13 protein-coding genes are annotated in these 19,551 nt (G+C 52.7%); 8 read left to right on the top strand and 5 right to left on the bottom strand.

Annotation, left to right across the window (positions count from 1 at the left end; genetic code table 11):
• Nucleotides 1-281: 281 nt before the first annotated feature.
• Genes PLIM_RS24965 through PLIM_RS05380 form a run of 3 tightly spaced genes read left to right on the top strand, consistent with a single transcriptional unit; the run spans nucleotide 282 to nucleotide 1,453 of the window.
• On the top strand, nucleotides 282-590 hold the full coding sequence (locus tag PLIM_RS24965; protein ID WP_390416242.1) for a transposase: 309 nt from the start codon (nucleotides 282-284) through the stop codon (nucleotides 588-590).
• The gene (locus PLIM_RS23915) at nucleotides 587-820 is read left to right on the top strand and encodes an IS3 family transposase (RefSeq protein ID WP_095522491.1); all 234 of its coding nucleotides are present in this window, start codon (nucleotides 587-589) and stop codon (nucleotides 818-820) included. The genes PLIM_RS24965 and PLIM_RS23915 overlap by 4 nt, the downstream gene beginning before the upstream one ends.
• 36 nt (nucleotides 821-856) lie before the next feature.
• On the top strand, nucleotides 857-1,453 hold the full coding sequence (locus PLIM_RS05380) for an IS3 family transposase (protein ID WP_095522490.1): 597 nt from the start codon (nucleotides 857-859) through the stop codon (nucleotides 1,451-1,453).
• 137 nt (nucleotides 1,454-1,590) lie between these two features.
• Here the strand turns inward: PLIM_RS05380 and PLIM_RS05375 are convergent, their stop codons facing one another.
• The 4 genes from PLIM_RS05375 to PLIM_RS05360 form a co-directional block, all read right to left on the bottom strand.
• On the bottom strand, nucleotides 1,591-2,553 hold the full coding sequence (locus PLIM_RS05375) for a glycosyltransferase family 10 domain-containing protein (protein WP_196349531.1): 963 nt from the start codon (nucleotides 2,551-2,553) through the stop codon (nucleotides 1,591-1,593).
• Nucleotides 2,554-2,875: 322 nt separating this feature from the next.
• The gene (locus PLIM_RS05370; protein ID WP_013109314.1) at nucleotides 2,876-3,832 is read right to left on the bottom strand and encodes a GDP-L-fucose synthase family protein; all 957 of its coding nucleotides are present in this window, start codon (nucleotides 3,830-3,832) and stop codon (nucleotides 2,876-2,878) included.
• Nucleotides 3,833-3,949: 117 nt separating this feature from the next.
• Nucleotides 3,950-7,318 carry a glycosyltransferase family 25 protein gene (locus PLIM_RS05365; protein WP_013109313.1) on the bottom strand — a complete coding sequence of 1,123 codons (3,369 nt, stop codon included), beginning with the start codon at nucleotides 7,316-7,318 and terminating at the stop codon, nucleotides 3,950-3,952.
• Nucleotides 7,319-7,444: 126 nt separating this feature from the next.
• Complete coding sequence (locus PLIM_RS05360; protein ID WP_148226988.1) at nucleotides 7,445-8,419, bottom strand: hypothetical protein; 975 nt, start codon at nucleotides 8,417-8,419, stop codon at nucleotides 7,445-7,447.
• Nucleotides 8,420-8,514: 95 nt separating this feature from the next.
• Between PLIM_RS05360 and PLIM_RS05355 the strand changes: the two genes are divergently transcribed.
• Nucleotides 8,515-9,504 carry a glycosyltransferase family 9 protein gene (locus PLIM_RS05355; protein ID WP_013109311.1) on the top strand — a complete coding sequence of 330 codons (990 nt, stop codon included), beginning with the start codon at nucleotides 8,515-8,517 and terminating at the stop codon, nucleotides 9,502-9,504.
• A gap of 210 nt (nucleotides 9,505-9,714) precedes the next feature.
• Here PLIM_RS05355 and PLIM_RS24530 read toward each other — a convergent pair whose 3' ends face one another.
• The gene (locus tag PLIM_RS24530; RefSeq protein ID WP_013109310.1) at nucleotides 9,715-10,224 is read right to left on the bottom strand and encodes a hypothetical protein; all 510 of its coding nucleotides are present in this window, start codon (nucleotides 10,222-10,224) and stop codon (nucleotides 9,715-9,717) included.
• A 34-nt stretch (nucleotides 10,225-10,258) separates the two neighbouring features.
• On the opposite strand from PLIM_RS24530, the gene PLIM_RS05350 reads away from it, so the two are divergent.
• From PLIM_RS05350 to PLIM_RS05325, 4 genes are all read left to right on the top strand, one after another.
• Nucleotides 10,259-15,907: an AmoP gene (locus tag PLIM_RS05350; protein ID WP_013109309.1), complete on the top strand. Its 5,649-nt coding sequence runs from the start codon at nucleotides 10,259-10,261 to the stop codon at nucleotides 15,905-15,907.
• A 180-nt stretch (nucleotides 15,908-16,087) separates the two neighbouring features.
• Nucleotides 16,088-17,101, top strand: coding sequence for a hypothetical protein (locus tag PLIM_RS05345; protein WP_148226987.1), 1,014 nt, complete (start codon nucleotides 16,088-16,090; stop codon nucleotides 17,099-17,101).
• A 640-nt stretch (nucleotides 17,102-17,741) separates the two neighbouring features.
• Complete coding sequence (locus PLIM_RS24960) at nucleotides 17,742-17,885, top strand: hypothetical protein (protein ID WP_390416235.1); 144 nt, start codon at nucleotides 17,742-17,744, stop codon at nucleotides 17,883-17,885.
• A gap of 1,225 nt (nucleotides 17,886-19,110) precedes the next feature.
• Nucleotides 19,111-19,464 (top strand): hypothetical protein, encoded by a 354-nt coding sequence (locus PLIM_RS05325; RefSeq protein WP_013109306.1) that lies wholly within the window; start codon nucleotides 19,111-19,113, stop codon nucleotides 19,462-19,464.
• Nucleotides 19,465-19,551 lie beyond the last annotated feature (87 nt).

Genomic DNA, 19,551 nt, shown 5'->3' with positions numbered 1-19,551 from the left:
GCTGCTGGAAATACATACAATCCTTGTTTGATCGTTCTTAAAGACAAGGGGTATGAACTATACGCTGATTGCAGTGAAAATGACACAACAGTTTGGTATGCGAAAAAGCCTGGCCTGCGGCTTTCTGGTTTTTCCCCTCCCGAATTGCTTGGAATTGTTATACTTGCTGAGACATTTGGGGATGACTGGAACCAACAGGAGCCCAACGTTATTAGAGAAATTCCGAGATGCTGACGATTTCACGGACAGTTCAACATCTTAAAATGGAATGACCAGAAAGGATTGTTGGATGTCCAAGAGAGCTGAAGAGATGGCCAGACGTACTTCAGAGGACTTTCACTGAGGAGTTCAAGCGGGAGGCCGTTGCACTGCTGCTGAATGGGCACTCGGCTGGCTCGGTGGCGGAGCGGCTCGGGCTTTCGAACACGAATCTTCTTTACCGCTGGAAGCAGGCACAACTTGTCCAGTCAGGCCCCATCGCCACCTCACTTGAGGCGAGGGTCCACGAATTGGAGCTCGAACTTCAGAGAGTCGTGCGCGAGCGGGACATATTAAAGAAAGCGTTAGCCATTTTCGGCCGCAACGAGTGACGGATCTCTATGCCGCAATTCCGAGTATCGAACAATCCAGCGGCGCCCAGACAAGTTCGATCCGCGAGGTACTGGAACTCAGCCGGTCTGCTTACTACGCCTGGAAGAATATAATTCCTTCAGATCGGGATGTACGTGATCAGCGGTTGGCTCAGCAGATTCAAGTGATTTTCTGGAGGCATCGCAGGCGTTATGGAGCACGTCGAATTGCTGCAGAACTGGCCGATTAAGGCGAGGTCTGCTCTCCACGAAAAGTGGCGGAACTGATGGCTTTTCAGGGGTTGCGGGCGATCCAGCCAAAGTCTTTTGTTCCCAGAACGACTCAAAGCCGTCATCGATTGGGCTACAGTCCGAATCTGCTGCTGGAGACCGGTGAACCAGACTCACCAGACCGCCTGTGGGTTGGGGATATCAGCTATCTACCATTATCAGATGGAGGGTTCTGCTACCTGGCGATTCTGATGGATCGATACTCACGCCGGATCGTGGGCTGGCATGTCGAGCCCTCCATGACGGAAGACCTGGTGATTCCCACATTGCAGAAGGCGATTCAGGATGGCCAGCCTGCACCTCTGGTGATTCATCACACGGATCGGGGCGGTCAATATGCGAGCAGTCGCTACCGGGCCATCTTGAACAGGGCCGGGTTCCAGCAAAGGATGAACCGGGCTGAGAACTGCCATGACAACGCATTTATGGAATCATGCTTTGGTACGCTCAAGACGGAACCGCAAATAACCGAATACAAACATCATGGAATGGCCCGGCGTGAGATCGGCGAATACATCGCCTACTACAACCTCGACCGAAAACACTCCGCCCTGGGCTACCTGACGCCTCACCAGTTCGAACGGCACACCTGAAACCCAAAAAATCTTTTCTTGTGTGTTAGACTGTCCGTGAAATCGTCAGCACCTAAGCAGATTACCTTTTGGGATAGGTAATGAGCATTACACCTTTCCGGACGCGACGCAGAAACAACTCCGATCTACACCTAATGTCATTTATTTACATTTGCCACAAGCTTCAGAATCGCATCCTTCGAGGTCTCAAATGAAAAGTGCTCAGAACTCTTGATTTCAGGAAGCCACGGCTCTTGGAACAGATTGTTTTGAAGTCGTTCGTCTGAATCCAGTTCAATCACATGCTGAACCATCGCGTTGACATCATTTCCGTATACCCCAAGATTGATAAAACTATTCTCATTGAAATCTTCCCCGACACGGTGATCTCCCCAGTACAAGGGTATGCAGCCTGCCAGCATGGCGTCCACCAGCTTTTCTGTCACATATCCTTCAGATCCTCTGGTCGAAGTATTCTCAAAGCACACAGCGTATTTGTATTGCTTCAGAAAATTGATTTTTCCATGAAGATTTCCCCGCTGGCCCAGTGTCTCGGATGTCATATTGTTCAAAACACGACCAGGACAATCGACTCTGCGGTATCTGGATAACTTTTCCACGAATCGATTTCGTGTCTGGCATCCCTCATTGAATGCGATGAATGCACAAAATCCCGGGCGTTCTGCCCAAGTACTGACAGACGACTGGCACTTCACAAGATCGTTAAATGACATGGGCAACGATGCCAAGTGCAGTAAATAGTAGGGCCAGCGAAGATGTCTCGGATCCTTAATATCCCGATGAAAGCTGAGACATTTATCGAACTGATCCAGCGGCGGAGCAACATTTTCTCCCGTGTACCAGACCTGCCGAGCCTTTGGCCAACGCTCGCGTCCCTTCCCCGGAGTTCCGAAAACACTTTCAAACACGATCTGTGGATTTTGTTCGGAAATTCGAAACTTGTGTTTTCCTGAAACACCAAGCAGGTGACGCTCAAAAGCGAGTGCATCAAAGCCGCTCCAGAAATTCGCGAAATTCCATCGAATCGCATCCACTGGAACTGGGCGTAGTGAGAAAGTTTTTTGCAAATTCTGATAAATTTGCCTTTCTTCACACCACATGAGTTCTTCTGGCGACCAATGATCCCATTTCAAGAGAAGGCGATGATGTTTCTCAAACTCGTATCGACCTTGATCGATTCCTGGGCGGGCCATTTTTCCGTCATCATACAGGCACACATCTCCTTTCCAGTCTCGATGGTGAGCCTCAAAAGCATAGATCGGTTCATCGAGTGAAGAAGACATCGTGATCTCTCAAGATTACTGGATTCGTATTCCTCGTCAGCACTCACACCAGAAGAATGATGAAACCAAATTATCGAGTTGGGGCCGCTAAGATACTTTATGTTTATTACTACCGACTCCAGAAGCTCTTCAACATCGTCTACTGTGGTAAGCCAACTTGACGGCAGTACCATTCGACAGTGGTTTCCAAGCCATACTCAAGAGATGTACTGGCCTTCCAATCTAAAAGCTGAGTTGCTCGCGTGGAATCAAGATGTCGTTGTGGTTGTCCGTCGGGATATGTGGCATTCCAACTGATGTTACCATCAAAGCGACAAGCTTTTGCCAAAACTTCAACGAGGTCCTGAATTGTCAGCACCTGCCCTGAACCAAGATTGATTGGCGAAGGATCATCAATGCGTTCGGCCGCTCGGACAATCCCTTCTGCAGCATCGGCGACATAAAGAAACTCGCGTGTGGCCTTTCCAGAGCCCCAAATCTCAATGTCATTTTGGTGAGTGGAGCGGGCGTGAATCATTTTCCGAATAAGGGCAGGAATAACATGTGATGACTCCTCATTAAAGTTGTCGTGTGGCCCATAGAGATTCGTGGGGAGAACGACGGCCGAGGAAAAACCATACTGACGACGATAACTGTCCAAGAGTACGATCAGGGCCTTTTTTGCAATGCCATAGGGCGCGTTGCTTTCTTCTGGATAGCCATCCCAAAGCTGTGATTCGGAAAATGGTGTTGGGCAAAACTTAGGGTAAGAACAAACAGTTCCGACGTGCACAAGCCGTTGTACATGATGTATTCTTGCCTGTTCAATCAAATGCAATCCCATCGCCAGATTTGCGTAACAGAATTCACCAGGGCGACTGCGATTGGCTCCAATCCCGCCGACGAGGGCAGCCAGATGGATTACGACCGATGGTCGGAGTTCAGCAAACATCTGTTGAACATCTCGCTCGTCTGTCAAATCGAAATCTTTGTGCCGAGGCAGAAGCAGGGACTTTTCCGACAATCCTCGTTGTTTAAGAATCTGAACAACATGTTGGCCAACGAATCCACTGCTTCCTGTCACACAAACTCGTTCATGAGTTAGGTCAAGATTCATGAGTTGCCTTCCAACCTGGTATGAAAAATCATGAGATAAAATGTATATCCATTAAATGATCTGCATAAGACACCAAAAGAAGATCATCCTGTTACAGCATCCACACACATACAACAACTACTCCCGATAGGGTCGCACCATTCCGCGAAAATCATTTCCCACATAAGTCGAGTCGCCCCGATGTTGGGCGATTGGCGGATCGAGGAGAGCGTAAGCTCCCCGCGAGCAGAACTCTCGCCAGATCCAGTCCGCAGGTTGATCGAACTTGATGAGCGACTCATAGGCTCGACAGAGGCCAGCGTGGCTATACCAAGTGATATGCGTTCCCCAGGGTGGACTCAGGGCTCGAACGGCTTCTCCGCAGCTTTCACCTCGTTCCCAAGAATCCAAAGCTTCATGACAGGCGATGGCTTCGACACCAGGTAAGGCAGCGGCAGCAGTTTTCAATCGCTCGAAAAGATCGACAGCACCCCATCGAGGCGTCACATCGTCTTCGAGGATTATGACTCCTTCAGGACCCGTGAACTCCATTTCTTCACGTATTACCAGAGCATGTGAACTTGCACAAGCAATTTCTCCTGCTGTAAGTGGGCGTCCGATCTTGTTGATGGCAGCTGAATCCTCGTATTGGAAAAAACTTCGGCCTTTTTCCAATTCCCGCCGATCAAATGCCGGAAAGAACTTAATGGGGAATCCTAATCCATCGATCCATTCACAAGTGATCTTCTTTCTCCGCTCAGTGGCTCGTGGAAGATTGACACAGCGGAGGCGTGGGCGAGGTAGCCACGTGCGAACTTCTTCTGTGACGGGAAGGCGGCCACCCAATCGTTGCTTGACTCGCTTCCAGGCTGTCAGCCTCTCTTCCACCGCATGCAGTTGATCAATTTCACGAAGCTGGGGGTTGGGTCCTGGCCGATCTTTGGGATTACAAATTGTGATGTTGTGAAGCACGCCAAAGGGACGACTCTCTTGGAAACAGGCCGCCGTCATCAACCAATCATCACCCCAACCGGTTAATTCAGAACCGCACCAGAGGAAGTGATTCAGATATTCGCGAAGAGCATCTGTCTCAAAGAGCGGGCAAGTCACTTCGACGAAATTGGTTAACTCCACTCCAGCAGGAGGTTCAGCAGCCCGGCGACCACTTCCGCGGGCTCCCATGTGGAGCCAGGAAATCCTTCCTCTCCAGTCGTGGCTAGGTGAACAGATGGGGAGATCGAATTCCCGGGCCGTTCGCACCACGCGCCCAATCATATCCGGCGTAATGCGTAAGTCGTCGTCAAGAACGAATACGTAGTCATAATCTTCAAGCAAAGTGGGATGCTGCTTTATTAGCCAAGAGAGATTTTGAATTTTACCCCCACGATGACGCCCAAAATAGCAGGAGCGTGCGCGGAGTCCCTGTGCCCAGTCACCGGTCGGATAGTTGCCATAATAGACGATGGCTGTATCAAACGGTCGATCCTGTCGTGCAGAAGAGATCCCCAGCCACGAGTTAACAGCAATTCCCCGATCACCAACAGAACTAAAGACCAGAATTCGAGGCAAAAGATCGCGGCGCGAGAGTAGATCCGGAAGTGGTATTGTGAGGTGCTTAAACGACTTAGGAGTTTCTTCTAGGGATAATGCTTCAACTTGGCGGTTCAAAAGACGTTCTATATCCATGGATTCCAGAGAAGTGAAAGGTTCCAACCAAAAATCCAGCAGATCATGCACATATCTTTGGACAGTGGAATCCCACCGAAATGTATCAGAATGTCCCGAATCCCAGTGCAAGGTCAGTTGTTCGGCAGAGGCCTGGAAACTACCAAACATTCCTCCCGGACGCCCCATTCGTCCAGTTGTGAAGAACTGTATCTCTCCCTGCCATTCCGGGTGATGTGCTGAGAGTCGCCACAATTGCTGGACTGGGCTTGTAGCCTGTTGATCTATTCGAAAGAAGTCGCTCTGAGCAGGGCGAATGTAGTAAGCATGTCGCAACGACTCGGGATGCCATTGATGTCGGAAACCGAGACTGACTTCGCGAATGCCCGGCTTGATGGATTGCAAGCGATCTGCAAACAGATTGTCTTCACCGCCCCAACTGTAAAACTCGGGAATCTGACCTGCTGCATTCCAAACTTCCCGATCACAGGCCACGTTCCCCAAAAAACCCCAACTGTCGAAGGTTCCATCGGACTTCACACATTCGCAGATGGGAAGCCAGACTCGACCAGAATTGACGACCTCGTAGGCTCTTTCAAGCACAGAATTGTCAACAAGCATGTCGGCATCGAGAAACAGCAATCGATCAGATCGTGCAGCAGATGCTGCAACATTGAGTCCCCGCCCCCGTGAAAAAGGTTCCCGCAAAGTGATTAACTGATGAGCAACGTCACCCACCAAATTTGAGAACCACTCTTCGAGTGGCCAATCGTCCGACTGAAAATCCACCACGACGAGTTCAATTTTCAAGCCGCCAGCCGACGCACTGAGCAGACTGCGGATACAGTTGGGAAATAATTCCCGACTTTCTAGCCCGACACTTACTTTCGAGCGATTTTTGATCGCCACACAAACACTCAACGCAGGTTTTGACCTCTCCTCGGGAGAACTGATTCCAAGGTTTTTGTTTGAGCCCATCGTTGGCTCGGTGATCTTTCGCATAGCATCAAAACATCGCAGGACATCACCAGCAGATGCGAAGAAAGTGCGACCTTCGTCTGTCCACCACTTAGGGCCAGAACTGTGCAGAACTCGCTGCTGTTCTCCGCCAGGTTCATGAATCACACTCAAGCGGTTCCCCTCCTGATGTGTAACGCGGACCTTTCGCCCCTCTTTCCATCCAGCAGAGTTGCACCAAGTGTTTTCCGGAAGAGCATGCAGAAAATCAGACTTTTGTTGGAGGGCCAGCAGTGCGTTGAAGACCCCCTGATCCCCATGTCCCGGAAATGCGAAGGGCCAACCCTTGCCGGGGGAGTAACCGGCGAAGCGAGCCGTGAACGACCACAGGGCGACGAGATCCCAGTGCTGGCGAAGATCGAATATGAGAAATCCCGAGTTGATGTAGTCCTGCCGCGGCCCCACCAGAGCGGGTGAGTAAACCTGGTATTCGGGCCCGAACTGCATCCCCTCTCCGTCGCGCGAGGAGATGATTTTTCCCTGCTCCGCCAGTTCGAAGATGTCGTCCACCCGCGAGAGAAGGATCAGATCGGCGTCCATCAGACAGACGGTGCGCACGGACGCAACCAGCTCGCTGAGGCAGAGCTGCTTGGCTTCCCAACATCCGCTGGGCCGGGAGGCGAAGTCCTGGGTGCGGAGCAAGGTAATGGCGGATCCCAGCGGGTGGTTCTTCAGTGACTCCACCTGCGGTGCCGTCAGTCCATGACCGACGACGAAGACACGGATCTCTTGTCCGTAGTAGGCGTGGATACTTCCCAGTGCGGCTTGAAGTCCGGGGAAGTATCGATCGTCGGAAACGATGACGAACGCGCGGGCGTACTCCATAACGCTTGATTCCTCTGCTGTTGGGGCTCGTGGTGGGGCTGGCGATGGAAAGGTGAATCAGTAGTCGTCGAAGAGCAAATTGGTCACACCATGGAACCTCGGGGCGTTCCGGCGGGAGCCATGGGTCTAGGTGGAGACGGCCAGCGAGACTTCGGAAGGGGGTGCTTCCGTCGTGCGAGGCGTGCTTCGCTCACTGGCGGGGGAGTTGGGGAGGGCGATGCGTGACATCTCCTCGAAGCAGGTCAACACGTCACCGGCGGAGCTGAAAGCCCGTTGTCCTTCCGGGGTCCACCATTTGGGACCCGAGCTGTGCAGGACACGCTGCCGAAGACCTCCCGGCTGATGTTCGGCGGTGATCTGATGGCCGTGACGAGCCACGATCCGCAGACCATGCCCCCGGTTCCAGCCCACGGAATTCGTCCAGGTCCGCTCCGGCAGGACATGCACGGCGTCGTCCTTGTGCAGCTGGCAGAGCAGTGCGTTGAAGATCCCCGGATCGCCATGTCCGGGGAAGCTCAAGGGCATTCCCCGGCCGGGCGAGTAGGCACCGAACCGGCTGGTAAAGGCCCAGAGGGCGACGAGATCCCAATGCATTCGGGTATGGAACGTCACGAATCCCGTATTGAGGTTGGGTCGGACACAACCTGCGAGTCGACGTGAATAAATATCGTAGTCGGTATTGAATCCGATCGACCCGCAATCCAGCGGAGCCACGATCTTACCCCGTTCGGCCAACTCGAAGACATCGTCGATCCGGGAGAGCAGGATCAAATCGGCGTCCAGTAGCGAAATCGTTTTGACGGATCCCACCAGTTCGCTGGCGCATTGCTGCTTGGCTTCCCAGCAGCCGATCGGTCGATGCGAAAAGTCCTCGGTATCAATTAGTGTAAGTGAAGCTCCCAGATTAGTAGATTGCAAGATTTGTCGCTCTGCGGCACTGAGGCCATGCCCGACGACATAAACTCGCAGGTCGCGGCCGTAGTAGGCGTAGATGCTTCCCAAAGTGGCCAAAATCCCTGAAAAATAGCAGGAATTCGAGATTACTGCGAAGGCTCGCGAGTATTCCATGTGTCGTGTCTTTCGAGGGCGAAGGGAATTCATGGTGGATTTCATATTGACTGTTCCCAGATGTGTCACTACCGTTCTAAAATAATTCACAGAAATTCACTGCTTCGGACACCTCGAAGGATCGACGGGTGCCTTCTTCGCCGCAACGATTGCTGCTCCGCTGTCGGTTAAGTCCCGGCGATATCGTCATGATGACTGCTGCGGTTCGGGATCTGCATCGGGCGCATCCCGGTCGATTCCTCACGGCGGTCGACACGAGCGCTTCCTCTCTGTGGGAGCACAATCCGTGGGTCTCGATATTTAATGAAGCGGATCCGGACGTGCGTGTCATTGATATGCACTACCCGTTGATCAACTCAAGCAATACGGCCCCATATCATTTCATTCACGGCTATGCTCAGTTCTTGGAACAACAGTTGGATCTGAAAATTCCACTGAGTGTGTTCAAAGGAGATATTCACCTCTCCCCGTTGGAAAAATCGTGGATGAGCCAGGTCGAAGAGACTGGTTATCGAGGGCCTTTCTGGATCTTGATGGCCGGTGGCAAGTTCGACTTCACTGCCAAATGGTGGAACCCTGAGTTTTATCAGCAGGTTGTGGATCACTTCCATGGTCGAATTCAGTTCGTCCAATGCGGTGAGTCCGGCCACTGGCATCCGCCGTTAAGAGGCGTCATTAATCTTATTGGAAAAACAGATGTGCGCCAGTTTGTGAGGTTAATGTACCACGCAGATGGAGTTGTCTGCCCTGTAACCTTTGCCATGCATCTTGCTGCAGCGGTTGAGACGAAACCAGGGCGCCCGAAGAATCGGGCGGCAGTCGTCATAGCAGGAGGTCGAGAGCCTTCTCATTGGGAGGCCTATCCTCACCACCAGTTTTTGCACACGAACGGTGCTCTTCCCTGCTGTGATCAGGGCGGTTGCTGGAAGAGTCGCTGTCAGCCTGTCGGCGACGGTGATTCAAAGGATCAAAGCCTGTGTCTCCGACCAGTAAAGGTTAATGAAAAACTTCAGATCGCACAGTGCATGCACATGATCTCGCCGCAGGATGTGATCCGCGCCATTGAACGCTACTACGAAGGGGGATCGCTGCAACCGATGGTTGCCAGCGTCGCCTGACTCTCTGAAACCAAACGACTCTCCGCCTCCAGACCCCTCAACGTCGCCGCCCCACGGGCCGGTGCAACCCACGGAGTGATTTATGCCCGGCGAAAGCAGCAGCTACTACCCTTCCGAATCCAGCCACTCGGACGTCCCTCCATCGAGTGAGTCCTCGGAGAGCCTTTCGTCGGAGAGTTTGTCTTCCGAAAGTCTGTCCTCGGAAAGTAGTCACTCGTCTTCATCGTCGTCATCGTCATCCACCACCCCCATCCCTCCATCGAGTGAATCGTCGGAGAGCCTTTCCTCGGAAAGTCTGTCTTCTGAAAGTAGCCACTCACCTACGCCGTCGTCCTCGTTGAGCCAGTCCTCGGCCAGCCCGTCGTCAGAGAGCCTCTCTTCGCAAAGCAGTGCGAGCCCCAGCTCCAGCGAATCCCTTTCCAGCCATTCTTCGAGTCCGTCACCCTCAAGTTCCCACTCGCCCAGCTCGTCACATTCCAGCACCCCCTCTCCCTCTTCGGAGAGCGGTTCGTCGGAGTCGAGCCATTCAAGCGGCAGCGGGTCCTCGGGAAGCAGTGGTTCCAGTGGTAGTTCGGGAAGTTCTTCGTCAGGAAGTGGCGGGCCTCCCCTCACTCCCACACCCCCCAGCGACTGCTCACAGGAAGAGTGCCAGAATTGCCCGACGACAGAGTCATCGAATCCGGTGCAGTATTCCAACGGAGCCTTACGAATCTCCTCCATCGACGTTCGTTCAAACGGATTCGGTGCGAATTGGATGCATCAGCGCAGTTACACCAACCAACTCACCACTCCGACGAATGTGGGTCAGGGGTTCGGTTGGCTGGTATTCAACTGGCCACACATTGTTGATGGTGTCGAAGAAGTTGTCGTTATCCGCTCCTCAACCAGTTCACTTTGGTTCAACAAAGCGACTCCGCAATTCGTACCCATGTTTGGCAGCAATTCTCGACTGGAGCATGACACCTCTGCTCACGTTTTGCGTCTCACTTATGCAGATGGTGTTCAGTTCGAGTTTCATGACTTCATCCAGACCACATCACCTTCCGGTGCATTCGCTCGAATGGTTGAAGCCGGAGGCGCCATTACAGAAGTGCTGTCTTACACGCCGACAGGCAAAATTGCCGAAATCCGCCGCACTGGAATGGTGGGTGCGGAAGTGCTGACTGAAGCATTCGTTTACACCTACGATGCCACATCAGGAAATTTGACAAGCGCTACGCTTCGCCGCGAACTTGGCTCTGGTGGTTGGGAAGATGTTCGTCGGGCAACGTATGGTTATTACGATGGTACGACAGCGAACGGTAGCCTGAGTGATCTGGAACTCGTCGAATTGGAGGAACCGACCAGTACTGGCTGGGAGCTTACTCAATCGATGTACTACCGCTACTACAAGGCGGGAGATATCCATGGGTTCGCTCATGCACTCAAGTATGTGATCGAACCAGACACTTTCCAGAGGATGGTCAACAACAGTGTTGATCCATTAACAACGAGCAACAGCATCCTGGCAACTTACGCTGACAATTACTTTGAATACGATGAGCAAAAGCGTGTGACCTTGGAACGCGTTAACGGAGGTTCGCGTACTTTTGAATTCGCTTACACCAACCGCATCTCGAATGGAGCCTCCAATGCATGGGCGACTCGTACTGTCGAAACTTATCCTGACGGTACGGAGTTAATAGTCTACAGCAATACAATCGGACAACCACTGATTCGAGACTTCTCGGATGGATCCGACCATTGGATCACGGCCTATCATTACGATACCGATCATCGAGTGCTATGGGAGGCATCCCCCTCAGCCGTGCTCGCTTACGACGATACAGCGGCTGACCTCGACATTGAACTCAAAACCGACGAAGGCCTCATTTCGACCACCAGCTACTACACCACCACAGGAAGCGGTGCGGCGGCAGGGTTTGTCTCTGGTAAGGCACTTCAGCAGGGTACTGCGGGAGATCCAGTTCCCCAGCTGTCCTATGAATACACCTCGCGCACTGCCGGTGGAGCCACGGTCTATCCCGTCTCGAAAATGACCCGCTTCCGCAATGACGACGGAACCGGACTCATTGAATCGACAATGTCGTACACCTGGTACGACGGCACGACTCAAATGAAGCAACGCTCAACCACTCTCCCAGTGATTCCGACCGATCAAAATGGAAGCGGTGTCGCCGCGGCAAACCAGGAGTACTTTGATGATCGCGGTCGCATGACCTGGAGCATGGACGAGCGAGGCTACATCACTCATACAGTCTACGACTTAGCCACAGGGGCGGTTGTCCAAAAGATTCAGGATGTCAACACCACAATTGTATCAGGAGCTCCCGCCGGTTGGACGACTCCGACAGGTGGCGGTTTGAACCTTGTCACCGACTTAACGGTTGATGATCAAGGTCGCACAGTTCTCGCCCTTAGCCCAGTGCATTTTATTGACATCGAAGGCACGGCGACAGTCATTCGAACAGCAAGTTATGCTGTTTATGACGACGTCAATCATGTTGTTTATCAGGCCAGAGGTTGGTGGAATCCCGCCACGGATAGCTATGAATTGATCAACCCAGTTGTCATCGTTCTCCACGATGCTGGAGGCAAGGTCCTGGAACGAATCCAGGCAACCGCCTCCACCACCACGGGCAGTCTCGCCGAATACGTCGCCGCCACGAATTCCGGTGGCACAGTCCCGTTGGGAGGGTTCCCGCAGTTGTCATACACCCGCTGGGTAACCTACGAATACACCGATTGTTGCCTCGCGGCGTTCCAACGGATCTACCACACAATTCCCACTTCAGGGACCGGCGTCAGCGGCACGAACTATGACCAGACGACCTACGGTTACGACGCGATGAAGCGGCGGAATCGGACCGTTACTCCTGGTGGCACCATTTCGTTTCAGGTCTTCGACGCCCGTGGCCTCGTCTCGGCCACCTACATCGGCACCAACGACGATGGGGCGACGGAACAGGATCCGACTGGAGGCGGTGTCGATCCCGACAACAACATGGTGGTCATCATCTCGAATCAATACGATGGCGGCACCGATGGTGGCGATGGCAATCTGACCGAGGTCACACAGCATGTTGATGCTTCCACCATACGCGTCACCAGCTATGGCTACGACTGGCGCAATCGACAGGTGACGACAGATGGCGAGATCGATTACTTCGCCAAAAAGACCTACGACAACCTCGATCAGGTCACGCTCCAGCAGCAGTATGACACTACGATCCTTGGGAACCTCATCGCCCAGAGTGAGACCAAATTCGACAACCAGGGCCGTACCTATCAGTCGATTCAATATGGCGTCGATCCGGCGACGGGAACGATTGGCAACAATCTGGTGTCCAACACATGGTACGATGCCAGCGGCAATGTTGTGAAATCGTTGCCTGCTGGTTCCTCCCTGTTCGGTAAAACGACCTTCGACGGTATTGGTCGAGCCATCGCGAACTACTCCGGCTACGGTACCGATGCGACCTACGCTGACATTTTCGATGTTATCAACAATACGGTATTGGAGCAAACCGAGACGACCTACGACTCGACTTCGAATGTCATCTCCATCACTGCCAAGCAGCGATACCACGATGCGGTTGCTACCCAGACAGGCGTCTTGGGGGATCCGCAGACCAGTCCAAAAGCACGCGTCACACATACCGCAGCATGGGCCGACGGCATTGGCCGCACTCAAGCCAGCGCCAATTACGGTACCAACGGCGGTTCCTCGTTCACACGCCCCGACACAGTTCCTGTTCGCTCCGATACTGTGCTGGTCAGCAGCCAAGTCTATGACGAAGCGGGGAATCTCTTTGAAACCGCGGACCCTGCCGAGCTGGTGACACGATTCGCCTATGATGATGCGGGACGGGAGATCTCCAGGATTCAGAACCCCACATCGAGTTCCGTGTTCGTGGGGCCCGTCACTGACTGCGATCCTTCGGTCGATGAAGATGTCACCGTCCTCACCACCTACACGCCGGATGGCCAAGTCGCGACGTTGACGGCGGTCAATGCGACCACCGGCAATCAGGTGACCACCTACGCCTACGGCAGCACATTGGACGATTCGGACATCGCTGCCAGTTTCCTCAAAGTCGCTGAGATATATCCCGACTCGACGGGTGGCAGTGATCAGGTGGAATTCACGTACAACCGCCAGCAACAGGTCACGCAGCTGACCGACCAGGGCGGGACGGTCCACCAGTACGACTTCGACCTGTTGGGCCGCCAGACTCAAGATCGCGTGACAGCCTTCGGCACCGATGTCGACGACACGGTGCAGAGGATCGAAACGGCGTTCGACGAAAGAGGTCTGGTCATCCGCATCACAAGCTGGGACAATGCGACCGTGGGCAGCGGCACCGCACTCAATGAAGTTCAGACCATGTACAATGATTTCGGGCAAGCTATCCAGACATTCCAAGCGCACGACGGGGAAGTTGAACTTCTGTCGACACCCAGCGTCCAGATGGGCTACGCCGATGGATCCGACAACACCATCCGGCAGACATCGCTGACATACCCCAACGGCCGGGAACTGACATACAGCTTCGGAACTTCCGGCAGCATGCCCGATCAACTCAGCCGGGTCGCGGCCATCATCGACGATGACAGCACCCATCTCGTCGATTACGAGTACCTGGGCCAAAGAACGTTCGTCATCAGCGATTCACCCGAACCGGGCATCCAATGGACTCTCGTTGGATCCAGCGACGATCCCGACACGGGGGACATCTACACGGGCCTCGACCGGTTCGGCCGGATCAAGGACAACCGTTGGCACAAGGGAGGAATGGATCTCGACCGGATCAAGTACGGCTACGACCGGGCCAGCAACCGCATCTGGCGGGAAAACCCGGTGGCCACGGCTAACAGTGCCGAATTCGACGAGATCTACTGCTACGACGCCATCCAGCGTCTGAAGACGATGGCTCGTGGCACGTTGAATGTCGGTCACACCGCGCTGACAAGCGAAACATTCGGCCAATGCTGGCAACTGGACGCCACCGGGAACTGGCAGGGGTTCAAGGAAACCGACAACGGCTCCACCTGGACCCTGGAGCAGGAGCGGACGGCAAGTGAAGTCAACGAGATCACGGACATCACCAACTCTGTTGGCAGTGCATGGGCGGAACCCGTCTATTCCTCCTCTGGCAACATGACGACCATTCCCCAGGGAAACAACCCAACCAACAAATACTCTGCGACCTACGACGCTTGGAACCGTTTGGTGACAGTGGAGGAAGAGGTTGAGAGCGCCATGGAAGTCATCTCTCTATACCAGTATGATGGCAGATCCTATCAAATTGCAGCCACCTCCTCAAATGGCGGAGATGCACCGTCGGTTTGCAACAAATACTACAGCAGCAGATGGCAGTGTATAGAAACGACCACGGCACAAGCAGGCCCCGATATTGACGTTGAATATGTATGGGGGTTGCGAAACATAGACAACTGCATCCTCCGTGACAGGGATGTGCTAACAGTAGGCTCTCAGCGTTTATATGCTTTGCAAGATGCCAACTGGAATGTAGATGCAATCACCAATAGCTTATCTATAGTGACGGAGCGATATTCCTTCACACCGTACGGCTTCCCGACAGCACTGTCATCAGGGTTCTCACCGATGGCCCATACCAGCCCCTGGGATATTCTAGCCTCAGGCTATGCGATGAATTTAGATATTGGATATTATTCGATTAGGACTCGCATCATGCTGCCACAGATGGGCCTGTGGGCCCAGCGCGACACTGCAAAGTATATTGACGGCAACAACATGTATTCATACAACGGCCCGATCAATACAACGGACCCATATGGATTGACATCGAAACCTGCAAATCCGTTCATTTTTACTCCACCTCTGTTACCTACACCGGAGCAGATCAAGAACTTCATTGACAAACTGGGCAAAGACATCAAAAACAAGTCAAAAGAGCTTTGTGAAATAGAGTGTGCGGCTTGGGCTGAATGGGACGCGACCGAAACGCCACTAGATTGGAGTGAGAAAGTACAGCCATGCCCTTGTAATCAGTCTTCGCTGGAGACGGGTAAGGAGCGTGTAAGGTGGGTGGAATCGCCGACGGATGTTGCAACACATCCGGGATGCAAGACATGTTTCAGGTCTCTAAACACATTACCCTGGTTAGCACTGGTTGTCCCAGGACAGCAATGCTGCTTTGACGATGGGGGAAAGCTTCTGACATGCGGAACAGGAGCGGGAACCGTCGATTACAAACATTCAATTGACAACCCGATTGGCCATTTCCTTAGGGATGTGTACCCCTATATGGTGTGTGAGAAAGCCGGGATGCTAGACAAGTATCTTGAGCGGAGGCCAAATAATCAGGGCAAAGACAGTGATGGCAACCCTTGCCCGCAAAATCCGCAGAAATGTTAGAGTATTTTTCGACGCCTTCCAACCATAGCTGTTCCAGTGATCTGCATACGCCAACACGGACGCCCAATGATGTCTATTGTAAATCGGTTTTTTACGACACCCATCAGCTTATGCGCGCTTTGGGGTGCGTGTTTCTGCGACTCTCACACTAGTCTGTTGCTTGCGGGACAGGTGGTACAATTGGCTGCAGATACGGAAACGGAAGCGACTGCTGAAGAGTTTGCGGCTCATTGGTTACGACAGAGGCCAATTGATGGCCTTCCGATCGGAAGGGCTATTGGGATTCTCGTGAACCCTCGATTTTCCGAGGACACGCGGATTGCAATGTGCAGCCTTTCCCTGATGTATGCACAGTCCGCTGAGAACAGAGAACTAGTTAATGAGGTAGCTGTCGAATTTCTTGCCATGGATGGGGATCGAATTTCGAAAGCCGCAAGTATTAATTTCGCGACATACGGTATGAAAAACCCAGAGGAAGTTGAGCGTAGGATTATTGAAGAGATTTTTGATCCTTTAGTTCCTGACGAATCCGCTAGATCTGGATGTGTCCTACTCTTACAGTTGTCTTTGGTAAGTAAGTCGATCTCGCCTACGTTGGAAGGAATTCTTGACAAGGTTGCGTCATCAAGTCTTTTTGATTCGAGGCGAGCATTACTATTAGAAGGGATTTGCCAAGGGCTACCTCCATTTGAAATTGTGGAGATGTCGGTTTCCGTAGACTGTTGGAAGCATCTTGGCCAAGTATGTGACAAGATTTATTGTGATCGAATGCAGCCAGAGAAGGTGAGGAGTGCCTGCGCGAATATACTTGGCCATCCTTTCGTGATCAAGAGTTGTCCGGTTTCAACCACCGCAGCTGGAGCTGCTAGCGAGATCTTTCGGTCGAGTGAGTCCAGTGTGCATGCGAGAGAGTGCTCGGCAAGGCTTTTGGCTTCATTAAATAGTGTTGATGCAGATGTCGTACTTGTGGCACGAGATGTTGTTGCGAGTTTTAGTGATGCAGAAGTTGGAACCAACAGAATTACAACACCGTGCCTCAGGCTGATTTCAATGGCCACGCAACCAGGCGATGAAGATCGCGCGTTGTTCTGTAGAATTTTGATGGCCAGGGGAGTCCAGAGTGGTCAACGTGACATTATTGAAGCGGCCTTGCGTAAATGGGGTTCTTTTCCGCAATGCTCTTTCACTAACTGAGCTTTCTTGGCCGCATGGTATCGAATGCTCATATCAATGTGCCTCCCAAGGAATGTGCTCATGCTCTTTCCGTTGGGTTGAGGTTCGTGGAGGATGCCGTTTGCTGATGCAGGTGAGTGCTGGATAGTAGTATGTTCGATATGCTGGTTTGTCTCCAGATTCGTGTTTTATTGTGCAATTTGATGTCGTTCAGAAGTGTCGGGCTACGATCAGCGGGATAAGGGAAGTCCGGTAAATTGTCTTTCTTCGCGTCCACGCTTGAGTAGATATGAAGTTATTCATCTGTCTCTGATTGTGTCGGCCGCATCGCTGGCGACCCAGAACAGAAGGGCGGAGCCGAGGAGGCCGATCACAGCTTCCGTTGTCCCCACGTCTCGGTATCCAGTCGTTCCCTTCGCTCGGTTGGGTGGCAATGATGGCGGCTGCTCCGAGAGAGCGTTCTACGCCGGATCCGCATCGACACACCGCATCAGATCATCATTGTCATCATCGAACACCAACGCGGTGGGCAACGTCTTCCGAGCCAAGAAGCGATACACGCAGTCCGGTTTGCCGCAGGTCGCACTCCGGCCGCCGCATCATCTCCCACATTCGGCGCAGAGACACTGCTCATGGGAGTGGACTGGGGAAAATTCGCTGGGTGGTGGAACGTACCATCAATTGGCTCGGCGGGCTGCGCCGATTCCGCATTCGCTACGACCGGCATCAGCAGATCATCCACGCCTGCAATTATCTGGCCCTGGCAGCTCTCTGCTATCGCATATTGATGAGAAAGTTAGTCTAAACTATTCAGCAGCAAAGAGGTTTTCGTCAGTCTCTTAACAACGGACTGGATTCCTTTAATAGTAAAGACATCGAATCGTCCGGGAGAATCGCGGGTAGCTTGCTGGATGTCGAGGAATTTCAATCGGCCAGAAATTCAGTACCAAACATGCGCTAATGCCCCACCAAATTCACTACCACTCAAAAAGTGGTAGTCCCATTTTCCACTTGAAAAAATGGGGTAACAAAATTCGATTAATGTGGTATGGCAAAAAGTGCGAAACGTTGTAAACTACTGAAACAATTGTGTTTCGAGCTTTTGGCAGTACTCAATTAATTCGACTCCGAAGCCGAAGGTTAGTGGTTCGAACCCACTCGGGGACATTTTTGGTACGTCGTGGCGGATGAGGCAGTTGGTAGACCTGCCGGGTGACACTGCGGGCTTGCCAGCAGTGCTCCTGAAAAGCTCCAACCAGATCGCCCATCCCACGATCTCTTCAACAGCCGCTCTCTGAGTACCACCAGCCAGCTCCATTGGTCGATTGATGGCGAATGATGTCGATCACCCTCAATCATGCTTTGAAGAAACCACTGCTGGGCCAGTCCGCAGTGTCACCAGGCTGAAGGCATGGCGTGGATGATTGAGCATTTTAATTCTGAGGATGCTACTCAGTACGGGCGATGGGGTGCGTGGAGTTCTTGGAATCCACCAGTTTCAAAGTGGTGGCCAGAATTGGTGCATGGGCATGCCCCCTACAGTTGAAGATGTCGTGAGTGGTGGTGGACGGGAGATGGTCCTCATGGCGGAGCCGGAGTGCCACACCTTGGTTTTCTGAAAAATGAGTTGTGGAATTTACAACGAGGAGTGGTTCCCGCCTGTGTCGGCTGAATGATGGCTGAGGTGATGTTGATTGCCGGGGTGTTGGGGATGGTCAGGTGTTTGGGATGCTCAGGGAGGCGACAAGGCGACATCAAATCGAGGACATTGCGGGTCATTGTGATTGCAGATTGAGTTCATGCGAATGGAAGCGGCCATTGGATATCAGGCCGACATATCATGAGATCACAATGGTATGGGATCTGCTGTAATGTTTTGAAGAGGGAATTGACACAGCGCGTGTCAGCCCGTCTAATGCCTTCGCCGCGAGATGCGGCAAGAGTTGTTTCCGCGTTCGGTGGAAGTCAGGCGTTCCTGATTTTCACTCCTGCCCCCATACCCGGGAAATTCGTACGAGAGGAAAGCATCAATGCGTTTGACTTGGATTTCGCTAGCCTGCTGTACCGCAATCGCCGCCTTTGTATCTGGCAATTCGGCTGAAGCTCGCCCGCCCTACCTTGCCGCTTTCAAGGAAACGTATGCCAATCTTGCCGATAAGGCAGCCGAATCGAAGTGCATGATTTGCCACTTCGGTGAGAGCAAAAAGAACAAAAACGACTACGGCAAAGCGATGACGACCGCTCTCGGAGCGACCAACGTCAAGGACACCGAAGCGATTAAGGCGGCTTTGAAGAAGGCTGAAGCTGAGAAGAGCTCCACCGAAGGCAAGACCTTTGGCGATCTCATCAAGGCTGGTGAACTCCCAGGCAAGAATCCCGCCTAGTTTTCAAGGATTTATCAGCGGCACTTGTGAGATTTCCTCAGGTGCGTTGTGACAATCCACGAATATTCATACGTTCAGAGGGCGTCC

The organism is Planctopirus limnophila DSM 3776, from assembly GCF_000092105.1.
Taxonomy (GTDB): domain Bacteria; phylum Planctomycetota; class Planctomycetia; order Planctomycetales; family Planctomycetaceae; genus Planctopirus; species Planctopirus limnophila.
The sequence above is the reverse complement of the archived record's forward strand: the minus strand, read 5'-3'. Positions and strand labels throughout refer to the sequence as shown.